Annotated in this window: 19 protein-coding genes and 1 pseudogene; 11 read left to right on the top strand and 9 right to left on the bottom strand. The window is 64.8% G+C overall.

Features of this window, described 5'->3' with window-relative positions:
• Window positions 1-3: 3 nt before the first annotated feature.
• From B4394_RS05135 to B4394_RS05125, 3 genes are all read right to left on the bottom strand, one after another.
• Window positions 4-1,515, bottom strand: coding sequence for a flotillin family protein (locus tag B4394_RS05135; RefSeq protein ID WP_078308578.1), 1,512 nt, complete (start codon window positions 1,513-1,515; stop codon window positions 4-6).
• 61 nt (window positions 1,516-1,576) lie between these two features.
• Window positions 1,577-2,089, bottom strand: a complete 513-nt coding sequence (locus B4394_RS05130) for an NfeD family protein (protein WP_078308579.1) — start codon at window positions 2,087-2,089, stop codon at window positions 1,577-1,579.
• 72 nt (window positions 2,090-2,161) lie between these two features.
• Window positions 2,162-3,253, bottom strand: coding sequence for a SecDF P1 head subdomain-containing protein (locus B4394_RS05125; RefSeq protein WP_139359949.1), 1,092 nt, complete (start codon window positions 3,251-3,253; stop codon window positions 2,162-2,164).
• A gap of 93 nt (window positions 3,254-3,346) precedes the next feature.
• On the opposite strand from B4394_RS05125, the gene B4394_RS05120 reads away from it, so the two are divergent.
• From B4394_RS05120 to truA, 9 genes are all read left to right on the top strand, one after another.
• A complete protein-coding gene (locus B4394_RS05120; RefSeq protein WP_078308976.1) occupies window positions 3,347-4,630 on the top strand; it encodes an FAD-dependent oxidoreductase in 1,284 nt (427 codons plus the stop codon).
• A 205-nt stretch (window positions 4,631-4,835) separates the two neighbouring features.
• Complete coding sequence (gene infA, locus B4394_RS05115) at window positions 4,836-5,057, top strand: translation initiation factor IF-1 (RefSeq protein WP_003418601.1); 222 nt, start codon at window positions 4,836-4,838, stop codon at window positions 5,055-5,057.
• Between the two features lie 28 nt (window positions 5,058-5,085).
• Window positions 5,086-5,199: a 50S ribosomal protein L36 gene (gene rpmJ, locus B4394_RS05110; protein ID WP_003886927.1), complete on the top strand. Its 114-nt coding sequence runs from the start codon at window positions 5,086-5,088 to the stop codon at window positions 5,197-5,199.
• 155 nt (window positions 5,200-5,354) lie between these two features.
• A complete protein-coding gene (rpsM, locus tag B4394_RS05105; RefSeq protein WP_030096736.1) occupies window positions 5,355-5,729 on the top strand; it encodes a 30S ribosomal protein S13 in 375 nt (124 codons plus the stop codon).
• A gap of 4 nt (window positions 5,730-5,733) precedes the next feature.
• Window positions 5,734-6,150, top strand: a complete 417-nt coding sequence (rpsK, locus tag B4394_RS05100) for a 30S ribosomal protein S11 (RefSeq protein WP_078308581.1) — start codon at window positions 5,734-5,736, stop codon at window positions 6,148-6,150.
• A 16-nt stretch (window positions 6,151-6,166) separates the two neighbouring features.
• Window positions 6,167-6,772: a 30S ribosomal protein S4 gene (gene rpsD, locus B4394_RS05095; RefSeq protein WP_078288360.1), complete on the top strand. Its 606-nt coding sequence runs from the start codon at window positions 6,167-6,169 to the stop codon at window positions 6,770-6,772.
• A 77-nt stretch (window positions 6,773-6,849) separates the two neighbouring features.
• Entirely contained in the window at window positions 6,850-7,902 is a 1,053-nt protein-coding gene (locus tag B4394_RS05090) for a DNA-directed RNA polymerase subunit alpha (RefSeq protein WP_030096739.1), read from the top strand.
• A gap of 59 nt (window positions 7,903-7,961) precedes the next feature.
• Window positions 7,962-8,522: a 50S ribosomal protein L17 gene (rplQ, locus tag B4394_RS05085; RefSeq protein ID WP_078308582.1), complete on the top strand. Its 561-nt coding sequence runs from the start codon at window positions 7,962-7,964 to the stop codon at window positions 8,520-8,522.
• Window positions 8,523-8,525: 3 nt separating this feature from the next.
• A complete protein-coding gene (gene truA / locus B4394_RS05080; protein WP_078314419.1) occupies window positions 8,526-9,410 on the top strand; it encodes a tRNA pseudouridine(38-40) synthase TruA in 885 nt (294 codons plus the stop codon).
• Here truA and B4394_RS05075 read toward each other — a convergent pair whose 3' ends face one another.
• From B4394_RS05075 to B4394_RS05055, 5 genes and pseudogenes are all read right to left on the bottom strand, one after another.
• Entirely contained in the window at window positions 9,411-10,127 is a 717-nt protein-coding gene (locus B4394_RS05075) for a cutinase family protein (protein WP_078308584.1), read from the bottom strand.
• A gap of 57 nt (window positions 10,128-10,184) precedes the next feature.
• Window positions 10,185-10,736, bottom strand: a complete 552-nt coding sequence (locus tag B4394_RS05070) for a cutinase family protein (protein ID WP_078308585.1) — start codon at window positions 10,734-10,736, stop codon at window positions 10,185-10,187.
• Between the two features lie 132 nt (window positions 10,737-10,868).
• Window positions 10,869-11,859, bottom strand: a pseudogene (locus tag B4394_RS05065) (alpha/beta fold hydrolase).
• A 10-nt stretch (window positions 11,860-11,869) separates the two neighbouring features.
• Window positions 11,870-12,520 (bottom strand): cutinase family protein, encoded by a 651-nt coding sequence (locus B4394_RS05060; RefSeq protein WP_078314416.1) that lies wholly within the window; start codon window positions 12,518-12,520, stop codon window positions 11,870-11,872.
• Window position 12,521: 1 nt separating this feature from the next.
• Window positions 12,522-13,574 (bottom strand): EamA family transporter, encoded by a 1,053-nt coding sequence (locus B4394_RS05055; RefSeq protein ID WP_078314609.1) that lies wholly within the window; start codon window positions 13,572-13,574, stop codon window positions 12,522-12,524.
• A 72-nt stretch (window positions 13,575-13,646) separates the two neighbouring features.
• On the opposite strand from B4394_RS05055, the gene B4394_RS05050 reads away from it, so the two are divergent.
• A complete protein-coding gene (locus B4394_RS05050; RefSeq protein WP_078314414.1) occupies window positions 13,647-14,201 on the top strand; it encodes a CGNR zinc finger domain-containing protein in 555 nt (184 codons plus the stop codon).
• Between the two features lie 13 nt (window positions 14,202-14,214).
• Here the strand turns inward: B4394_RS05050 and eccE are convergent, their stop codons facing one another.
• Window positions 14,215-15,849 (bottom strand): type VII secretion protein EccE, encoded by a 1,635-nt coding sequence (gene eccE, locus B4394_RS05045; RefSeq protein WP_078308590.1) that lies wholly within the window; start codon window positions 15,847-15,849, stop codon window positions 14,215-14,217.
• A gap of 205 nt (window positions 15,850-16,054) precedes the next feature.
• On the opposite strand from eccE, the gene eccB reads away from it, so the two are divergent.
• Window positions 16,055-17,533: a type VII secretion protein EccB gene (eccB, locus tag B4394_RS05040; RefSeq protein ID WP_078314412.1), complete on the top strand. Its 1,479-nt coding sequence runs from the start codon at window positions 16,055-16,057 to the stop codon at window positions 17,531-17,533.
• Window positions 17,534-17,543: the final 10 nt, after the last annotated feature.

Here is a 17,543-nt window from a genome sequence, read left to right as displayed (position 1 = left end):
TCGCTATTCCTCCACCCATCCTTCCGGATGCGCCGCGGGCGCGGGGGCAGGGGACGCGGATTCCTTGACCTGCTGGGTGCGGTTCAGGAGGTCGGCCACATCGATGCCCGAAATCTTGAGGCTCTCAATCACTTTCGCCACTGCCTGCGGGCTTACTCCTAAAAGGGTGCCCAACGCGTCCTGGGTATCGCCGGAGCCGCCGATGATGGACAGCCTTTCAATCTCGCCGATCGGTTTTGATGCGGCCTCGGTTGCCTGCACCACCGATGCCAGGATGTCCGGCAGTGTGAGCAGTCGGGCTGCCTCCGGCGTGTAGGCATTGAGTGCCGCGGCGACTTCCTTCTTACCGTCGGCCTCGGCCAGCAGCTTGGCCTTGATGCCATCCGCCTCGGCGATCAGCTTGGCCTTGGTGCCGTCGGCGGCAGCCTGCTGCTCGATCCGGAAGGCGTCCGCGGCTGCCTTGCGGGCGTCGGCTTCTGCCGAACCCTTCTGCCGCTCGGCCTCGGCATCGGCCTGCGCCTTCAGGATCGCGGCCTGTCGGCTGCCCTCCGCGATCGCGATGTCGGCCTGGCGACGTGCCTCGGCCGGGGCTATGACGTCGGCCTGCAACGCGGCCTGGGCCTGCTCGGTACGACGTTGCTCCACCTCGGTGCGGGCCTGCATGCGCGCGGCCTCCGCCTGCTCGCGGGCGATACCCACGTCCTTTTCGGCCCGGGCCTGGGCCAACGGGCCCGCCTGGTCTGCCTGGGCGTTCTCGGCTTCGGTCTGCGCGCGCAGGCGGGCCAGTTCCACGTCGCGCTTCTGGTTGGCGGAGGCGATCGCGGTATCGGCCTCGGCCTGCGCGATGGAGCCGGCCTGCCGGGCTTGAGCCGACTGAATCTGTGCGTCCCGCTCGGCCTGAGCAGTGCCGACCGTCGCGTCGCGGCGCACTTCGGCGATGCGACGCTGGCCGAGAGACTCCAGGTATCCATTGCGGTCGGAGATGCCCGCGATCTTGAGGACATCGACCTCCATGCCGATGCGGGCGAGATCGCCGCCGGCCTCCTCGACGACGCTGCGCGCCAGAGAGTCGCGATTGGAGTTCAGGTCCTCGACGGTCATCGTGGCGGTGATGCCGCGCAGGCTGCCTGCCAGGATCTCGTTGATCTGACGCTGCAATTCGCTGAGATCCGCGGTGAGGAAGCGCTGGACGGCGGTCTGCACCGCCTCGTCGTTCGATCCGATGCGCACCAGCCCTACGGCCTCAACGTTGACCGGAACACCGTTGTTGGACAACGCATTCTGCAGATTGATGTTCACGTTGAACGGTTCAAGCGACATGATGTCCACCCGTTCGATGCCGGGCATCTTGAAACGGGCACCACCGCGCACCACCTTCGGCTGGCCGCGCCCGGTGAACACCGCGACCTCGTTCGGTGGCACCTTGATGTAGTTGCGTACGTAGACCAGCGGCAGCGCCACGAAGATGACCAGCGCCGCGATGGCGATGGTGACGATGATGAGAAGCGAACTCATGCGGGTTTCCTTTGTGGTGTGAACTCGTGATGTGAACTAACGGTGTGACGTGGAGGGGTCATCAGAGACGTGCCTCGGGAACGCTGACCACGTGCAGGTATTCGGAGTCAACGTCGGCGATGTAGACGGCGGCGTTCTTGGCCAGCCCCTCGGGCTCATCGGTGATCGCCCGTGAACGCACCCGGTTGCCGTCCGCGTCGGTGAACGCGATCTCCCCCCAGCCGCCGCCCGGGGGCACCTTCAGGGTCACCGTGCCGAGTCGTCCGACATAGGACGCGCGCCCCGAGTGCGAGTTCGCCTGCTGGCGTCGCAGATACGTCAAGAAAAGTTGCAGGATCGACACCAGCGCAACAGCGCACACGCCGGCGATGATTGCTGTCGGCAGCACTGAGATGCCCAGGGCCGAGCCGACGAATCCGCCGGCGCCCGCACCCGTCAGTGCGGCAGAAACCGAGGTCAGGCTCAGAAATGGCATCCCATCGCCGTGGCCGATATCGGTGAGCAGCAGCGCCGAGAGCACCGCTATCCCGCCGACCGCAAAGGCCGCGAGGTACCCGATCGTCAGACCGTCCACTCGCCCCCCTCCCCGTTGCCGACGCCGATGTTCGCCACTACCGACATAGGTACCACGAATCGGTCCTGCTGGCTACGTGCTCACGTGGTCAGGAGCGCGCCGCGCTAGGTAGATCATCGCCGCGATCACGATTGCGGTGATGCCAACGCCCAGCCCAACGATCGCCACCCGCAACACTTTGGACATCGTTGTCGCCCCGAGGATTCCCTCTGACGACGACGTGAAAATCAAGGGCACTGGCAGCGGGCCGGAACCGAGGATCTCGGCGAGCTCGCGTGCGGATTGCTGTGTGAAGTGTCCGGTGATCTCGACTGTGCCCCCGACGATTGGTTCACGAATCGCCGGTGCACTGATGACCTGTGTATCCACGATGAACGCTGTCTGCGTGCCCTGCTGCCAATGGCGGCTGGTGAAGTCGGCCCACACCTGTGCGGCTTTCGGGGTGAATTCCATGCTGACCACGTACACGCCGCGCTGTTCGTCGAGCCCCCAGGATGCCTTCGCGATATCGGCACCGCTGAGAATCGACTGGTCGAGCAGGTATGCCGCGGCCCCGCCAACGCTGTCAGTACCGCAGGTGATGAGGGGAAGGTTGGGATCGTCGCTACCCGCTAGTGGATCCGGGTCATGGCAGCGTGTGGCCTGAACCTGCAGCGCGAGCAGCTGCATGCGGGGGTCTGTGGTCTGGCGGATCTGCTTCTCGAACTCGATGGCAGAAGGGTCGGCGGGTTTCGGCGGGAGGGGTGAGGTTTGCGGCTGGGCCGGCACCATCTGCACCACCGGCCGGATGTAGAGGCGGCCGGTCTTGATCACGCTGCCCAGGGCAGCTGGCGTCACGTCACGGCCCGGAACGGTGACGACGACATCCCTGCCTTGGACCGCAACGGTCGCCCCGTGACCTCTGAGTCGTTCCCTGACCACATTTGCGGTTTCCGCCACCATGGCCGCTGGCGGAGCTGCTCCGTCCGAAGTCTGAGCGGTAAAGGTCAGGCGGGTGCCTTCGCGGGAGTTGTGCCAGACATCCCTGGTGAGGAAGACGGCCAGACCGTAGCCGAGGACGAATACCAGCAGCAGCGGCACCACCAGCAGACGCACAACAGTCGACGGTCCATCGTTGGGCCTAATGGCCTCTGGATGGCCGAACTGCGGTTGCGGCATCGTCATCTGGCATCCCCCTCAGCCGGTATGTGATGGCCCCAATATATGGACCCAAATCTCGATGGGCGCCTGATTGGCCACGCGCGGTACCGTCATGGGGTGCCTCACCTAGCGGCAGTATCCGCGGACGCGCGTCGGGACATCACCGATGATGCCGTGGTGATCGTCGGCGGCGGTCCTGTCGGGTTGCTCGCTGCCACCTTGTTGGCGCGCCAGGGAATTCGCGTGGTTGTGCTGGAGGCCGCGGGTTCGAAAGAACGTCAGCGGCACCGGAACTGCGCGACCTTCGTCGGGCACTCGACGTTACGGCGATATGACCGGGTGGCACCCGAACTGGGTGCGCGGCTACGCCAGTCGGCGCTCGCGGTCCATGGCGTCCAAACCTTCTATCAGGGCCGTCCGGTATTCGTCATGTCCTCGTACGCTCCGTCGCGAATTCCTGGTCCGTGGAACCCCGCGGCATGGGGAATGAGCTTGTCGCAGCGCACCATTGAGGAAGAGACACTTGCTGAGGCATTGAATCTGGGCGTGGAGTACCACTGCGGGGTCGCCGTCACCGACATCAGTACCGACCACACCGGCGCACGGCTCACCCTCGCCAGCGGAGACCGGCTGCGCGCGAGCTACGTCATCGCCGCCGACGGCTCCAAGTCGGCCATTCGCCAGGCGCTGGGCATCGGTATGTCGGCGCGACCGCCGTCGCCGCCGTCTGTGGTGATCGACGTCGAACCGCATCCGGACGGTGTCACGGTGGATCTGCCCGTGCAGATCCAATATCACCATCCCGATCTCGGCGGGCGTCACGCGATTCGCCTGCCGTACCCGGACGGTCTGCGCCTCGATGTTCAGTTCCTGTCCAACGACGCGGAGACACCGACGACCGAGCAGGTGCGTTCGTGGGTGACGGCGCTCACCGGTGATGCCTGGTATGCGGATCACATCAGGTCGGTCGAGGTGCATCAGACCGTTCAGGGAGTAGCTGCCAGCTACACCGACGTGAATCGCCGGGTGCTGCTCGCGGGTGAGGCCGCCCATCAGTTCGCCCCCTTGGGCGGCCGCAGCCTCAACTCGGGTGTGTCCGACGCGGTCGCGGCCGCGGAGGCCATCGCGGAGGCGCTGGGCGAGTCCAGCGATCTCGCCGCGGCCTGGTTGGCGATCAACAGGAGCGCTCGGGAGCGGCGCCGGTCGGGAGTGCGTAACCGGATGCTGTCCGTGCGGGCGCAGCGAGTTCTGGACGGTTCGGACGTATCGATGCGGGCCAGACGCACGATGGCGGCCAAATCCGCGCCTCATATCTGGATCGCGGGTGCCTGGCTGACAGCGGGTCTGGTGCGACCCACGGCGATTCCGCATATCAGCAGGTCGGGAGTCACCTGGTCCTGAGGTGGGCGGGGCAGTGGCCGCCCCCTTCGCCGGTTTGGTTTGGGGGCGTTACGCGGGTATCCTTGACCAACGGTGCGGCTTACGTGCCGACTATCTGCGTGCCCAGTCCTGGACTTTCCTGTTACCGGCTCACGTTCGAGGGTCGGTAAAGTTTGCCGTGTCATGCCGGCGACAGCCGGAGCAGGCAATCAGAATCGCGGAGGATATGGCTAAGAAAGACGGAGCCATCGAGGTCGAGGGTCGGGTGGTCGAACCCCTGCCCAATGCGATGTTTCGCATTGAGCTGGAGAACGGACACAAGGTGCTCGCCCACATCAGCGGCAAGATGCGGCAGCACTACATCCGCATCCTGCCCGAGGACAGAGTGGTGGTGGAGTTGTCTCCCTACGACCTGTCCCGCGGTCGGATCGTTTACCGGTACAAGTAACTACAACCGCAAGACAGGATCGAAGAACGTGAAGGTCAACCCGAGCGTCAAGCCGATCTGCGACAAGTGCCGCGTTATTCGCCGGCACGGGCGGGTCATGGTGATCTGCCAGGACCCTCGCCACAAGCAGAGGCAGGGCTAAGCCGTCAGGCCAAGCCCACACATAACTGAATGATGACCTCCCAGAACCACTGACCGGGTACGCCGGACAGACACCCCCGGAACGGAGGCCGGGGCCCCAACCTAGAGGGGGCGGACTGGGAACAGACCTTCGTTGAATGAAAGAGGAACTGCCGCATGGCACGTCTCGTAGGCGTTGACCTACCGCGCGATAAGCGTATGGAAATCGCGCTCACCTATATCTATGGCATTGGCCGGACCCGCTCCAAGGAGATCCTGGCCGCCACGGGCATCAGCCCCGAACAGCGCAGCAAGGACCTGACCGATGATCAGGTGACTCAGCTGCGTGAATACATCGAAGCCTCTCTCAAGGTGGAGGGTGACCTGCGCCGCGAGGTGCAGGCCGACATCCGCCGCAAGATTGAGATCGGCTGCTACCAGGGCCTGCGCCACCGTCGTGGCCTGCCGGTGCGCGGTCAGCGGACCAAGACCAATGCGCGTACCCGCAAGGGGCCGAAGCGCACCATCGCCGGCAAGAAGAAGGCCAGGTAAAACCATGCCACCAGCAAAGAAGGGCGCTGCGGGCCCCAAGAAGGCGCAGAAGACCCGTCGCCGGGAAAAGAAGAACATCCCGCTCGGCGCCGCTCATATCAAGAGCACGTTCAACAACACGATCGTCTCGATCACCGACCCGCAGGGCAACGTGATCGCCTGGGCGTCGTCCGGTCACGTCGGCTTCAAGGGCTCGCGCAAGTCGACCCCGTTCGCCGCGCAGCTGGCTGCCGAGAACGCGGCTCGCAAGGCTCAGGAACACGGCGTCAAGAAGGTCGACGTGTTCGTCAAGGGTCCCGGCTCCGGCCGTGAGACCGCCATCCGTTCGCTGCAGGCCGCGGGCCTCGAAGTGGGCGCGATTTCCGATGTCACTCCACAGCCGCACAACGGTTGCCGTCCGCCCAAGCGGCGCCGGGTCTAAGGGAGGTTTGAACTAAATGGCTCGTTATACCGGACCCGTCACTCGCAAGTCCCGTCGTCTGGGCGTCGACCTCGTCGGTGGCTCCAGCGCGTACGAGAAGCGTCCTTACCCTCCCGGCCAGCACGGCCGCGCGCGGGTCAAGGAGAGCGAATACCGCACGCAGCTGCAGGAGAAGCAGAAGGCTCGCTTCACCTACGGCGTCATGGAGAAGCAGTTCCGTCGCTACTACGCCGAGGCCAACCGGCACTCCGGCAAGACCGGTGAGCAGCTGCTGCAGATCCTGGAGACCCGTCTCGACAACGTCGTGTACCGGGCCGGCCTGGCCCGTACCCGCCGGATGGCCCGCCAGCTGGTGTCGCACGGTCACTTCACGGTCAACAACGTGAAGGTCGATGTGCCCAGCTACCGGGTGTCGCAGTACGACATCATCGACGTCAAGGAAAAGTCGCTGAACACCTTGCCGTTCGAGGTCGCACGCGAGACCGCAGGCGACCGGCCCATCCCGGGCTGGCTGCAGGTTGTTGGCGAGCGCCAGCGCATTCTGGTGCACCAGCTCCCCGAGCGTTCGCAGATCGATGTGCCGCTCACCGAGCAGCTGATCGTCGAGTTCTACTCGAAGTAAGAAGTCGGGCCGCCTATCCGGGCTGCCCTCACTGACCGGCATCAAATAGCGGGTGCCGAGAAGGAGATAGAAGAAGAATGCTGATTTCTCAGCGACCCACCCTGTCCGAGGAGACGCTGGCCGAGAACCGGTCGCGCTTCGTCATCGAGCCCCTGGAGCCGGGATTCGGCTACACCCTGGGCAACTCGCTGCGGCGCACCCTGCTGTCGTCAATCCCGGGCGCGGCGGTCACCAGCATCCGGATCGACGGTGTGCTGCACGAGTTCACCACCGTTCCCGGGGTGAAGGAAGACGTCACCGACATCATCCTGAACCTCAAGAGCCTCGTGGTGTCTTCGGAAGAGGATGAGCCCGTCACCATGTACCTGCGCAAGCAGGGACCGGGTGCCGTCACCGCCGGTGACATCGTGCCGCCTGCCGGCGTGACCGTGCACAACCCCGATATGCACATCGCGACCCTGAACGACAAGGGCAAGCTGGAGATCGAGCTCGTCGTCGAGCGCGGTCGCGGTTACGTCCCGGCCGTGCAGAACAAGGCCTCGGGTGCTGAGATCGGCCGTATCCCCGTCGATTCCATCTACTCGCCGGTGCTCAAGGTGACGTACAACGTCGACGCCACCCGCGTCGAGCAGCGCACCGACTTCGACAAGCTAGTGCTGGACGTGGAGACCAAGAACTCGATCACCCCGCGTGACGCGCTGGCCTCGGCCGGCAAGACGCTGGTTGAGCTGTTCGGCCTGGCACGTGAGCTCAACGTCGAAGCCGAGGGCATCGAGATCGGGCCGTCGCCGGCCGAGGCAGACCACATTGCCTCGTTCGCGCTGCCCATCGAGGACCTGGACCTGACCGTCCGGTCGTACAACTGCCTCAAGCGCGAGGGTGTGCACACCGTCGGCGAGCTGGTTGCCCGCACCGAGTCGGACCTGTTGGACATCCGCAACTTCGGCCAGAAATCCATCGACGAGGTGAAGATCAAGCTGCATCAGCTCGGCCTGTCGCTCAAGGACAGCCCGACCAGCTTCGATCCGTCCGAGGTCGCCGGATACGACGTTGCCACCGGCACGTGGTCGGACACCGGTTCGTACGACTTCGACGGCGATCAGGACTTCGCCGAAACCGAACAGCTCTAACACAATCCGTCCCGGCCCTACCTGATACGGGGGCCGGCCCCGAATAGGAGATAGTTGCAATGCCCAAGCCCAAGAAGGGTCAGCGGCTCGGTGGGTCGTCTTCACACCAGAAGGCGATCCTGGCCAACCTTGCCACCGCGCTGTTCGAGCACGGCCGGATCAAGACAACCGAGACCAAGGCCCGTGTGCTGCGGCCGTACGCCGAGAAGCTGATCACCCACGCCAAGAAGGGCGATCTGCACAACCGGCGCGAGGTGCTCAAGAAGATCCGCGATAAGGACGTCGTCCACGCCCTCTTCGACGAGATCGGTCCGTTCTACTCCGATCGCAACGGTGGCTACACCCGCATCATCAAGGTCGAGAACCGCAAGGGCGATAACGCGCCCATGGCGATCATCGAGCTGGTGAAGGAGAAGACGGTCACCTCCGAGGCCGACCGGGCTCGCCGGGTCGCTTCGACCAAGCAGGCTGAGGCTCCGGCCGCTGCCGAGGCCGAGGAGACTCCTGCCGAGGACGCCGTCGAGGTCGAGACCGACACTGCCGATGATGCGGCCGCCGAGGACGAAGGTGCGGCGGACGCCGCGACTGACACGGCCGAGGACGCAGACAAGAAGGAGTGACCTTTGGTCACCTCTGACAACCAGCCCGCTACCGGAGACGGTGGCGGGCTGGTTCGTTTACGGCTCGATATCGCCTACGACGGAACCGATTTCGCGGGCTGGGCGACTCAGGTCAACCAGCGCACGGTCGCGGGGGTGCTGGGTGAGGCGTTCACGACCATCGTGGGCGAGCCGGTGTCGCTATACGCCGCCGGGCGCACGGATGCGGGCGTGCATGCGACAGGCCAGGTGGCGCATCTGGACGTCCCACACGCCCGGCTACCGGAAATTCTCGGCAGATCCCGCTCCGTGGATGCGCCCGAATTCGGCAGGCTGATTCGGCGGCTGTCGCGCTTCCTGCCCAAAGACGTACGTGTGCTCGATATCTGCCGCGCACCGGCGCATTTCGATGCACGGTTCTCTGCCTTGCGGCGGCACTACGAGTACCGGATATCGACGGCTCCATTCGGAGTGCTGCCTCTCGCGCGGCATGAGGTCGTCGGATGGCACCGTCCACTGGACGTCGGCGCCATGGCGGAGGCCTCACGGAAACTGGTGGGGCTGAACGATTTCGCCGCCTTCTGCCGCCATCGTGACGGTGCCACAACGATCCGCGAGTTGCAGCGGTTCGACTGGACGGTCGACGGGCATCAACTGGCCGCGCACGTGAGTGCCGACGCGTTCTGCTGGTCGATGGTGCGTTCGCTGGTGGGTGCGGTGCTGGTCGTGGGGGAGGGTAGGCGGCCGGTGCAGTGGTGCGCCGACTTGCTGAAGAAAGAAAGGCGTTCAAGCGATTTCGCTGCAGCGCCGGCGCGCGGACTGACGCTGGTCGGTGTCGACTATCCGCCAGACGATGAGATGGCGGCGCGCGTGTTGATCACCCGCGACATTCGAGTGCGGCAGGACTAACTACTCGGCGGACTCGGCTTCGCCGTGCCGGTTGAGTTTCGAGGCGACGAAGGCCGCGGCCTCGGCGGGTAGCCCGGTGCGTTCGTATGAGGTGTGGGCATCCCAGCTGTTGTTGGGTCCGGCCATGCAGATCGGATCTCCTTGATTGCACAGATCGATTGCACGAGAACCGAATACGCCGGCAATACCGCTCAGTGGGCCACCGGTTCGGTGGGTGGCGTTGCCGAATGTTGCGATGGCGACGACGCGATCGCCCACCGCAGGAGGCAGGGGGCGGCTGAACCCGATTCCGACGTTCGGGACGCCGATGATGGTGTCGATCACCTCGGCGCCCATGGAGTACCCGCCGATGACGAACTTTGTCCGCGGACAGCTGGCGGCCACCGATTGCAGGTGATTGCTGAGATCGTTGGCTCCGCCGCCGGCCGAGAAAATACCCGCGTCGTAGTTGACGGGGTAGACGTTCATGCTGGCGCCGGTGGCCTGGATGCGTGGGGTCAAGGAGTCCACGAACTCATCGCCGACTCGGCCCAACCCGACGGGCTCCTTGCGTCCCCGCGCAAAGGAGACGTCGACATCCGAACACGGATCTGCCGCAGCTTGAGGTAACGCATAGACAAGTCCGACAACATTCGCCGCTGACAGCGCGAACACCGTCAGGGCGACAAGATAACTCAGGACAACGCCGACCCTCGTGCCCCGCTGATGCGTGGTCACACCACGATGCTACGGGTCAGCAAGTTCCTGCGCGCCGTTTCGTGGACTGTGCCCGTGCTAAAGCTTGCCCGCCACGAACGATGCGGCCTGCGAGGGCAGATTAGTCTGCTCGTAGGTCTGATGCGCGGTCCATGAGCGGCCGCCCTCCTGGCAGACGGGGTCGCCGGGATTGCACTGGTCGATCCACCGTCCGGCGAGGGGCCCGGTCATGCCGCCACCGCGACGGTCGATGTTCCCGAACGTCGCGATGCCCTTGATCCGGCCCGCGACGTCCGGCGGCGGGTTGTTGGCGATGTCGTCCACGACGGTTGCGCCCATCGAGTACCCGCCGATCACCAGCTTGGTGTTGGGGCACGATGCGGCGACGTCGCTGAGGTGTCCACGCAGGTCGTCGGCGCCTTCTCCGGTGGAGAGCAGTCCGGCGCTGTAGTTGACGGGGTAGACGTTCATGCTGCCGACCTTGGACCCGAGGGCGTCGACGAACGCCTGACCCACACGGCCCAGACCGACCGGCTCATCACGGCCGCGGGCGAACGAGACATCCACCGCGGCGCACGGATCGGCGCTCGCGGGCGCCGGCTGCGAAATGGTCACCAGGCCGATGAACATGAGCAGGGCAGCGAGGAGATATCCGGGCCGCCGGACGTGCGAGATTGCAGGTGAAACAGCACTGTGCGTCGTCACACGCGAATGCTACGGGTAAGTCAACCTAGTTGTCATGTCGGTGCGGTATGGGTCGCGTCACCTGGGCGGAAGCGAGGCCAGGAACTCGACCATCGCGGAGTTGATCGCGTCGGGCCGCTCCATTTGCACGAAGTGCCCGGCCCCCTCGACGATCAGAACCGACCTCAGCCCGGGAACCAGATCGGCCATCGCCGTCATCGGGTCGCGACCAAGCATTTCCAGCACCGGATCGGCCGATCCCGCCATGAAGGCCACCGGTATGCCGATGGGTGTGTCCTGCAGGTGCTCGTTCTGGGCCCACACCAGATCCTCGGCCCGATACCAGTTGAGGCCGCCGGTGAATCCTGTGCGCGTGAATTCTGCCGCGTAGTAGTCGAGATCTTGTTCGGACAGCCAATTCCAGGGCAGGGGAGGAGGAGTCGGCAGTACGTCCAGGTAGCCATTGCGCTTGCCATACACCTGCGGCCGGGTGATCCCAGCAATCCAGATAGCGGTTCGCTCCGCTGAGCGCGTGGAACAGCGTGGCCAGGAAGGCTTTTGGCCGCGTATTCAGCTCGGACTCCGCTACGCCCGGCTCCTGGAAGTACTCCAGATGCGTGAAGTGCTGAGAGGCAAGGTAGTTGAAGCCAATGCTCGGCTTGACCGGGAGCCGTCGGGTACGTGGCACCGACAGCTGGATCAGTGCACGGACTCGATCCCCGGCCCAGGCGGGCATGTCCCACACCAGATGTGCCCCGAAATCGTGCCCGCAGAACACCGCGTCCGGCAGATCGAGGGCGTCGAGCAGGCCCACGAGGTCGTTGACCGTGGTGCCGCGGTCATAGGCCGTAGGGTCCCGCGGCGCCGTTGTACGGCCATATCCGCGCATGTCCGGTGCGATAGCCCGATATCCGGCCGCCGCAAGTGCGGCCAGTTGGTGGCGCCAGGTGTACCAGAGCCCGGGAAAGCCATGGCACAGAACAACCGCCGGGCCTTCGCCCTGTTCGGCGACATGCATGTCGATTCCATTGACATGCAGCTGACGGTGGGTGATCTGGGAGACAGTCACCCAGGCGACGTTAGTTCACCCGGGCGGCCGCGAAGTCCGCAGCCTGCGCAAAGAGTGCCGGCGGGTACGTGGTGTGGGACTTCCAGCTTTCGTTGTCGCCGGCCATGCAGACAGGATCGCCGTCATTGCACAGGTCAAGGACGCGATCGGAGTAGGCGCCGGCCAGATTCTGGATGGGGGCGAAGCGGTTGACGATGTTGCCAAAGGTGACAATCGCCCGGATGCGGTCACCGACCTCCGGGGGAACCGGGTTGGTGAAGTTGAAGAAGTCTCCGATCGTGACGGGACCCTGGAAACCCAGTGCGGTGTCGACAACACCGGCGCCGAGTGAGTACCCGCCGACAACCAGCTTGGTGTTGGGGCACGAGTTGGCCACCGACTGCAGGTGTGCGCTCAGATCGTTGGCTCCGCCGCTGACGTCGGTGTTGGCGTCGTATCGGACCGCGTAAACGCCAACGTCTTTGACGCGATTACGCAATGCACTGATGAAGCCGTCGCCAATGTTTCCGACACCGGGCGGCTGACTGCGGCCGCGGGCGAACGACACCTCGATATTGGGACAGGCCGCCGAGGCGGTGGCGGGGAGAAGGACCGCGAGACCCGTGGTCAACATGATTGCCGCAACCGAAACAACCGCCGCACGAGCGGCGGCGGTAAGCAACTTACTGGCTGGGCGTGGATTCGGTTGTAGCGTCACACACCGAGGTTACGGATAATTCGCTGTCACTGCCATGTGATTTCAATCCCGCGGGTAAAGAAGCTGTGTGTCCGGCTGTGTTGGATTCGGGGTCCGAAGGGGTATCCGCACCCCGGTGTGCCAGGACCAGTCCGGCGAGAATGACCGCGGCTCCCGCGTACTGGATGGGCGCGATGGTTTCCCCGAGGAGCACCCATCCCGCGATCACCGCGCACAGTACCTCGGTCAGCGCGATCAACGACGCGTAGCTCGGTTTGAGTCGGGCAATGGCGGCGATACCGGTGAGGTACGCGATCGCGGTGGTGACTACCCCGAGAATGAGGATGGGCACGTACACCGGCGCATGCCAGCTCGCGACCTGCACGGCCTGGGTGGAGAAGGTCATTGGCATGATGCCGGTCAGCCCGAAGCCTCCCACCGCAACGGTTCCGACGAGCAGCCCGCTGGTAGTAAGGGTGATCGGTTGCAGCCCTTGTGCCTTGCCGCCCGCCCGGTGTGACGAGATGAAGTAGTACGCGGCGCAGACCGCCGCTCCCAGTCCCCACAGCACCCCCACCGGCTCGACGCGGGAGCCGCTGAAGATGTTGAGCACCAGCAGCATTCCTACTAGCGCGAGTGCCGCGCCGGCGAGCACGCGGGCATGCGGGCGTTGCCGTGTGGACAGCCAGATCCAGGCGATCACCAGGATGGGGCTCAGGAACTCCAGGAGCATCGCCACGCCGACCGACATGTGCCTGACCGCACCGAAATAGCAGAATTGGGCGCCGGCGACGGGAATGATTCCGTAGAGCACAACGACTTTGGCGTGGCGCCGGGCCTCGGAGAACCAGCCGGGGGCCGCGATACAGGCTGCCACCACCATGACTGCGGCGCCGGTGGCCAGGCGCGCGGTGACGACGGCGGTCAGGGACCAGCCGGACGCCATCAGCGACTTGGCGAAGGGGCCGGAAAAGCCGAAGGTCGCGGCCGAGACGAGGGCGAGTATCACGCCGGCCCGGAAATTGGCCTTGTCGTTCACCACACCTCCCGCATGTCATGAGTAAAATCGAATACGGTCATGACGGTATAAGTGAAGGATGTCAGGTGTCAAATGCTTTTCACTCATGACACGGAGCAAGGGCTGAAGTCGGCTGCTGAGCTGATCAACACCGCGCGCAATGACCGGGAGCTACTCCCGGATCCGGGCGCGCTGCCGGCGCTTCTGGATCGGTACGGCTGGACGGGCAGGCGCGACGGCGACGAGGCGGAACTGCGGGCCGTGAAGGCGCTACGGACTCGATTGGGCGATATCTGGGGGCATATCAACGATGAGGAGTATGTGGTCCGGCAGGTCAACGCCTTGCTCGCCGATACCCACGCCTCACCCTGGCTCACCCGGCATGTCGAGGAGCCCGATTGGCATCTGCATATGGCTGCCAGTGATGCGCCACTGGCGGACCGTCTCGGTGCCGAGACCGCCATGGTGCTCGCGGACCTGGTACGCACGGGCGAGCAGCGACGCCTGAAGACCTGCGCCGCACCGGATTGCGATGCTGTCCTGGTTGACTTGTCGCGCAACAGGTCCCGGATGTTCTGTGACACCGGGAACTGCGGTAACCGGCAGCATGTGGCCGCCTATCGGGGGCGTATGCGCGACGAGCCCTAGTGGCGCGAAAGCTCTACTGCGCGTAGGCCTGGATCGGTCGGCCCAGGTAGGCGAGCTCATCGCTGACCGTCACGAGGCGGACCTGGATGGTTTCCCCGCCCGCGGTCAGGAGAATGTGGTCGCCGTAGCCGTTGGGCTGGTCGATGATGACATCCGGCCGGGCCGGAAGCGCGTCGTACTCGCTGCTGATGATGTGCACGGCCGTGCAGTTGCTGGGCAACGCGGTCGGCTGCATGCCGTCCACGACGGCCAGCGTGCATCGGGGGTCGATAAAGCCCGGGCCACTGGCAAATTGGATGCGATTGGCGTCGCCAATCGAGGTCACCATGACATCCCACATGTGGGGACGGTCGGTGTAGACGACCACGAGCGCGCCGATCGCCACCGATCTCAGCACCACCTGTTGGCATACGTAGAGCTCGGCGCGTACCACCACGGTGTGAACGCCCAGCCCGGACAGCCGCGCCGCGATCGCGCGGCCCGACATATCCGATCCGATCAACTGTCCGCAGCCCGATGTCGGCAGATGGATGCCGTCGAGCTCCTCGTTGCTCATCTCGATGCTGCGGGTCAGATACTCCAGCCCGATGGCGCCCACGGGGAGTCCGGCGAAGAACGCATCACGCTGGCTGCCGTTGAGTGAGGTCATTCCGGTGGAGTGGCGTACGGGGAGTTGTTCGTCAGTTGCCCACCGAACCAGTGCGCCAACCGATGTGCGGCCCTTCGTGGCGGGGCGCAGCCGAACGGTCACGGTGGTCTCCAGCGTCGGCCGGGCCCACAATCCCGTCAGGGTGGCATCGGTGATGTACCACGGGTCAATTCCCATGGCGACGTTGTAGGAGTCGATCAGCATCAGCCCACTCCACTCCTCGTGCATGGGCGCGCCCGCGTACTGGCGGAGCATTTCGGCGCTGATCCGGTGAATCTGTCCGGCCTGCAGGATGGTGCTGGCGCAGTGGGCGGCCGCCAGTGCCCGCCGGACTCGTGCCGTGGCGATGACGGCGCACCTCTCCGCACCGCGGCGGCCGCCCCCGCGTCGGAATACCGCGTCGACGTTCACGCCGGGGTCAAACCGAAGTACCACCCAGACGGTGCGGATGGCGACGGCAGGCAGCGGGCCCACCAGTCGGTCGTATCCACCGCGCAATACTGTTCCTTGTGCCGTGCGCTGGCCATTGCTGATGACATCGATGCTTTCGAGCTCAATATCGTTCTGATGCATGCACTCCCGCAGTACACGCAGCGGCACCAGGGAGTCGGTGGCGCAGTGATCCGGGGTGATGACCGAGGGGTGGCGCTGGGTTGCACTGACCTCCAGTACCGTGATGAGTTTTCCGTTCTCCCAACGGGTTCCGGTCCAGCTGTCCTGGCTGCTGGGAGTGTCGGCAATGCTGCCCGAGCTTCGGTAAGTGCGGCCCGTCAGATACTTGAATCCGGTAACCGCCCAATGTCTGACGGTCTGACCTCCCCATCGGCCTAGGACCAGTGCCAAGGACACGATCGCGATCAGTAGTGCTGCCCACCACGGCCAGCCGAACAGTAATGAGATCAGGACTGCGGCGAGGATCAGTAGCTGCGAGATCACCATGATCTGGATCGGCATCGTGGCCCGACGTACCTGCTCGGGAGCCGCCCCGCTCGAGGTCACCTTTCCCCCTTCTGTCCCGCCGTTGTGCCGCACCCACCCGACTGAGGCCCGCGGCTGCCACCCGCAACCTATCGTGGTTGCCCAGTATTGCAATAGGCTGCATGGCCGTGTGGCCCGTACGTAGGATCTAACAAGATCTGGGGGCCGGCCTGGTGGCATCACTAGGTTGTAGATGCGAGTTTCGCAGATTTCCTGGAGGGGGACGATGGCGCGACAACCGACAACCCGGTTGCAGGTCAGCGGGTACCGGTTCCTCGTGCGGCGTATGGAGCACGCGCTGGTTCGTCGTGACGTCCGAATGATCCACGACCCGATGCGGGCGCAGTCCAATTCGCTCATGGTCGGCATTGTGCTGGCCACCGTCGTCGTTGCCGGCTGTGCGATCTTGGCGTTCTTTCGGCCTAACATGCCGCTGGGCGATCAGCCCATTGTCATGGCCAAGGACACCGGCGCGGTCTACGTCCGGATCCAGGACACACTTCATCCCGCCCTCAATTTGGCGTCGGCGCGACTGATCTCCGGAAACAACGAGAATCCCAAGCCGGTCAAGGACTCGGAGTTGGCGAAGGCGCGCCGTGGCCCGTTGGTCGGGATTCCCGGTGCGCCAGCATCCATTTCGGCGCCGCTGACGGGTGACGACACCATCTGGACGGTGTGCGATGTCGCGACACCCCCGCCCAGCTCGACCGTCACCACCACGGTGATCGCGGGCAAGGTAACCCTGGAGAACGGCAACCAGGAGATGCCCAACGACAGGTATGCCCTGGTGACGGTGAATAGCCAGATGTACCTGCTCTATGACGGCAAGCGCGCGGCGGTCGACCTGACGAATCCCGCGGTGACCCGCGCGCTGCGTCTCGAAGGTGTGACGCCGCGGCCGATCTCGATGTCCGTACTCAATGCCGTGCCCGAGGTACCGGCTATCGCTCCGCCGCCCATCCCGGACGCTGGAGGGCCGTCGCCTATTACAACCGCGGGCGTTCGGGTGGGGTCGGTCATCAAGATGAGCCGGGCGGACTCCGCCGAGTACTACGTCGTGCTCTCCGGTGGAGTGCAACGCGTCAACGAGGTCACCGCGGATCTGATCAGATTTTCCGATTCCCAGGGTGCGCAGGACATCGTCGCTGTGGCTCCCGACGTGATTTCGGGGTATCCCAGCCTCAACCAGCTTGCGGTACAGACATTTCCGGAACGCGCGGGGAAGATCGTGGACATTCCGGAGAAGTCGGTGCTGTGCAGCAGTTGGAAGCCCGGACAGGAGAAGACGCAGGAGCACGCCACCACCAAAGTGTTGACGGGAAACTCGCTGCCGTTGAAGACCGATCAGGTACCGGTTGTGCTAGCACAGGCCGACAAGGAGGGCCCCAACGTCGACACTGCCTACATTCCGCCCGCGCGTAGCGCCTTCATCCGCTCCACCGGCCTGGGCGGGGACACCGGGCGTGCGGAGTCTCTCTATCTCATCCTCGATACCGGCGTGCGCTTCGGTATCGGTAACCTGGAGGCCGCGAAATCGCTGGGCCTCACGGTTGAACCGGTTCCGGCACCGTGGCCGGTCGTCGGGCTGCTCCCGCCAGGGCCCCGGCTGAGCAAGGAAGACGCGCTCGTCGAGCACGACGGAATGCCTCCCGACAAAACAGGTTTGGCGATCAATCCGTCAACATCGAGCACCGCGCCCGCGTAAACCGCGCGCC

It is taken from the genome of Mycobacterium sp. D16Q16, assembly GCF_002013745.1.
Taxonomy (GTDB): Bacteria; Actinomycetota; Actinomycetes; order Mycobacteriales; family Mycobacteriaceae; genus Mycobacterium.
Note: the sequence above shows the minus strand (reverse complement) of the source record. Positions and strands in the feature narration are given on the sequence as shown.

Coding starts and splice junctions, on each gene's coding strand:
- B4394_RS05135 (WP_078308578.1), bottom strand. CDS start 1,515: ATGAGTTCGCTTCTCATCATCGTCACCATCGCCATCGCGGCGCTGGTC.
- B4394_RS05125 (WP_139359949.1), bottom strand. CDS start 3,253: ATGACGATGCCGCAACCGCAGTTCGGCCATCCAGAGGCCATTAGGCCC.
- infA (WP_003418601.1), top strand. CDS start 4,836: ATGGCTAAGAAAGACGGAGCCATCGAGGTCGAGGGTCGGGTGGTCGAA.
- rpsM (WP_030096736.1), top strand. CDS start 5,355: ATGGCACGTCTCGTAGGCGTTGACCTACCGCGCGATAAGCGTATGGAA.
- rpsK (WP_078308581.1), top strand. CDS start 5,734: ATGCCACCAGCAAAGAAGGGCGCTGCGGGCCCCAAGAAGGCGCAGAAG.
- rpsD (WP_078288360.1), top strand. CDS start 6,167: ATGGCTCGTTATACCGGACCCGTCACTCGCAAGTCCCGTCGTCTGGGC.
- B4394_RS05090 (WP_030096739.1), top strand. CDS start 6,850: ATGCTGATTTCTCAGCGACCCACCCTGTCCGAGGAGACGCTGGCCGAG.
- rplQ (WP_078308582.1), top strand. CDS start 7,962: ATGCCCAAGCCCAAGAAGGGTCAGCGGCTCGGTGGGTCGTCTTCACAC.
- B4394_RS05070 (WP_078308585.1), bottom strand. CDS start 10,736: ATGTTCATCGGCCTGGTGACCATTTCGCAGCCGGCGCCCGCGAGCGCC.
- B4394_RS05050 (WP_078314414.1), top strand. CDS start 13,647: ATGCTTTTCACTCATGACACGGAGCAAGGGCTGAAGTCGGCTGCTGAG.
- eccB (WP_078314412.1), top strand. CDS start 16,055: ATGGCGCGACAACCGACAACCCGGTTGCAGGTCAGCGGGTACCGGTTC.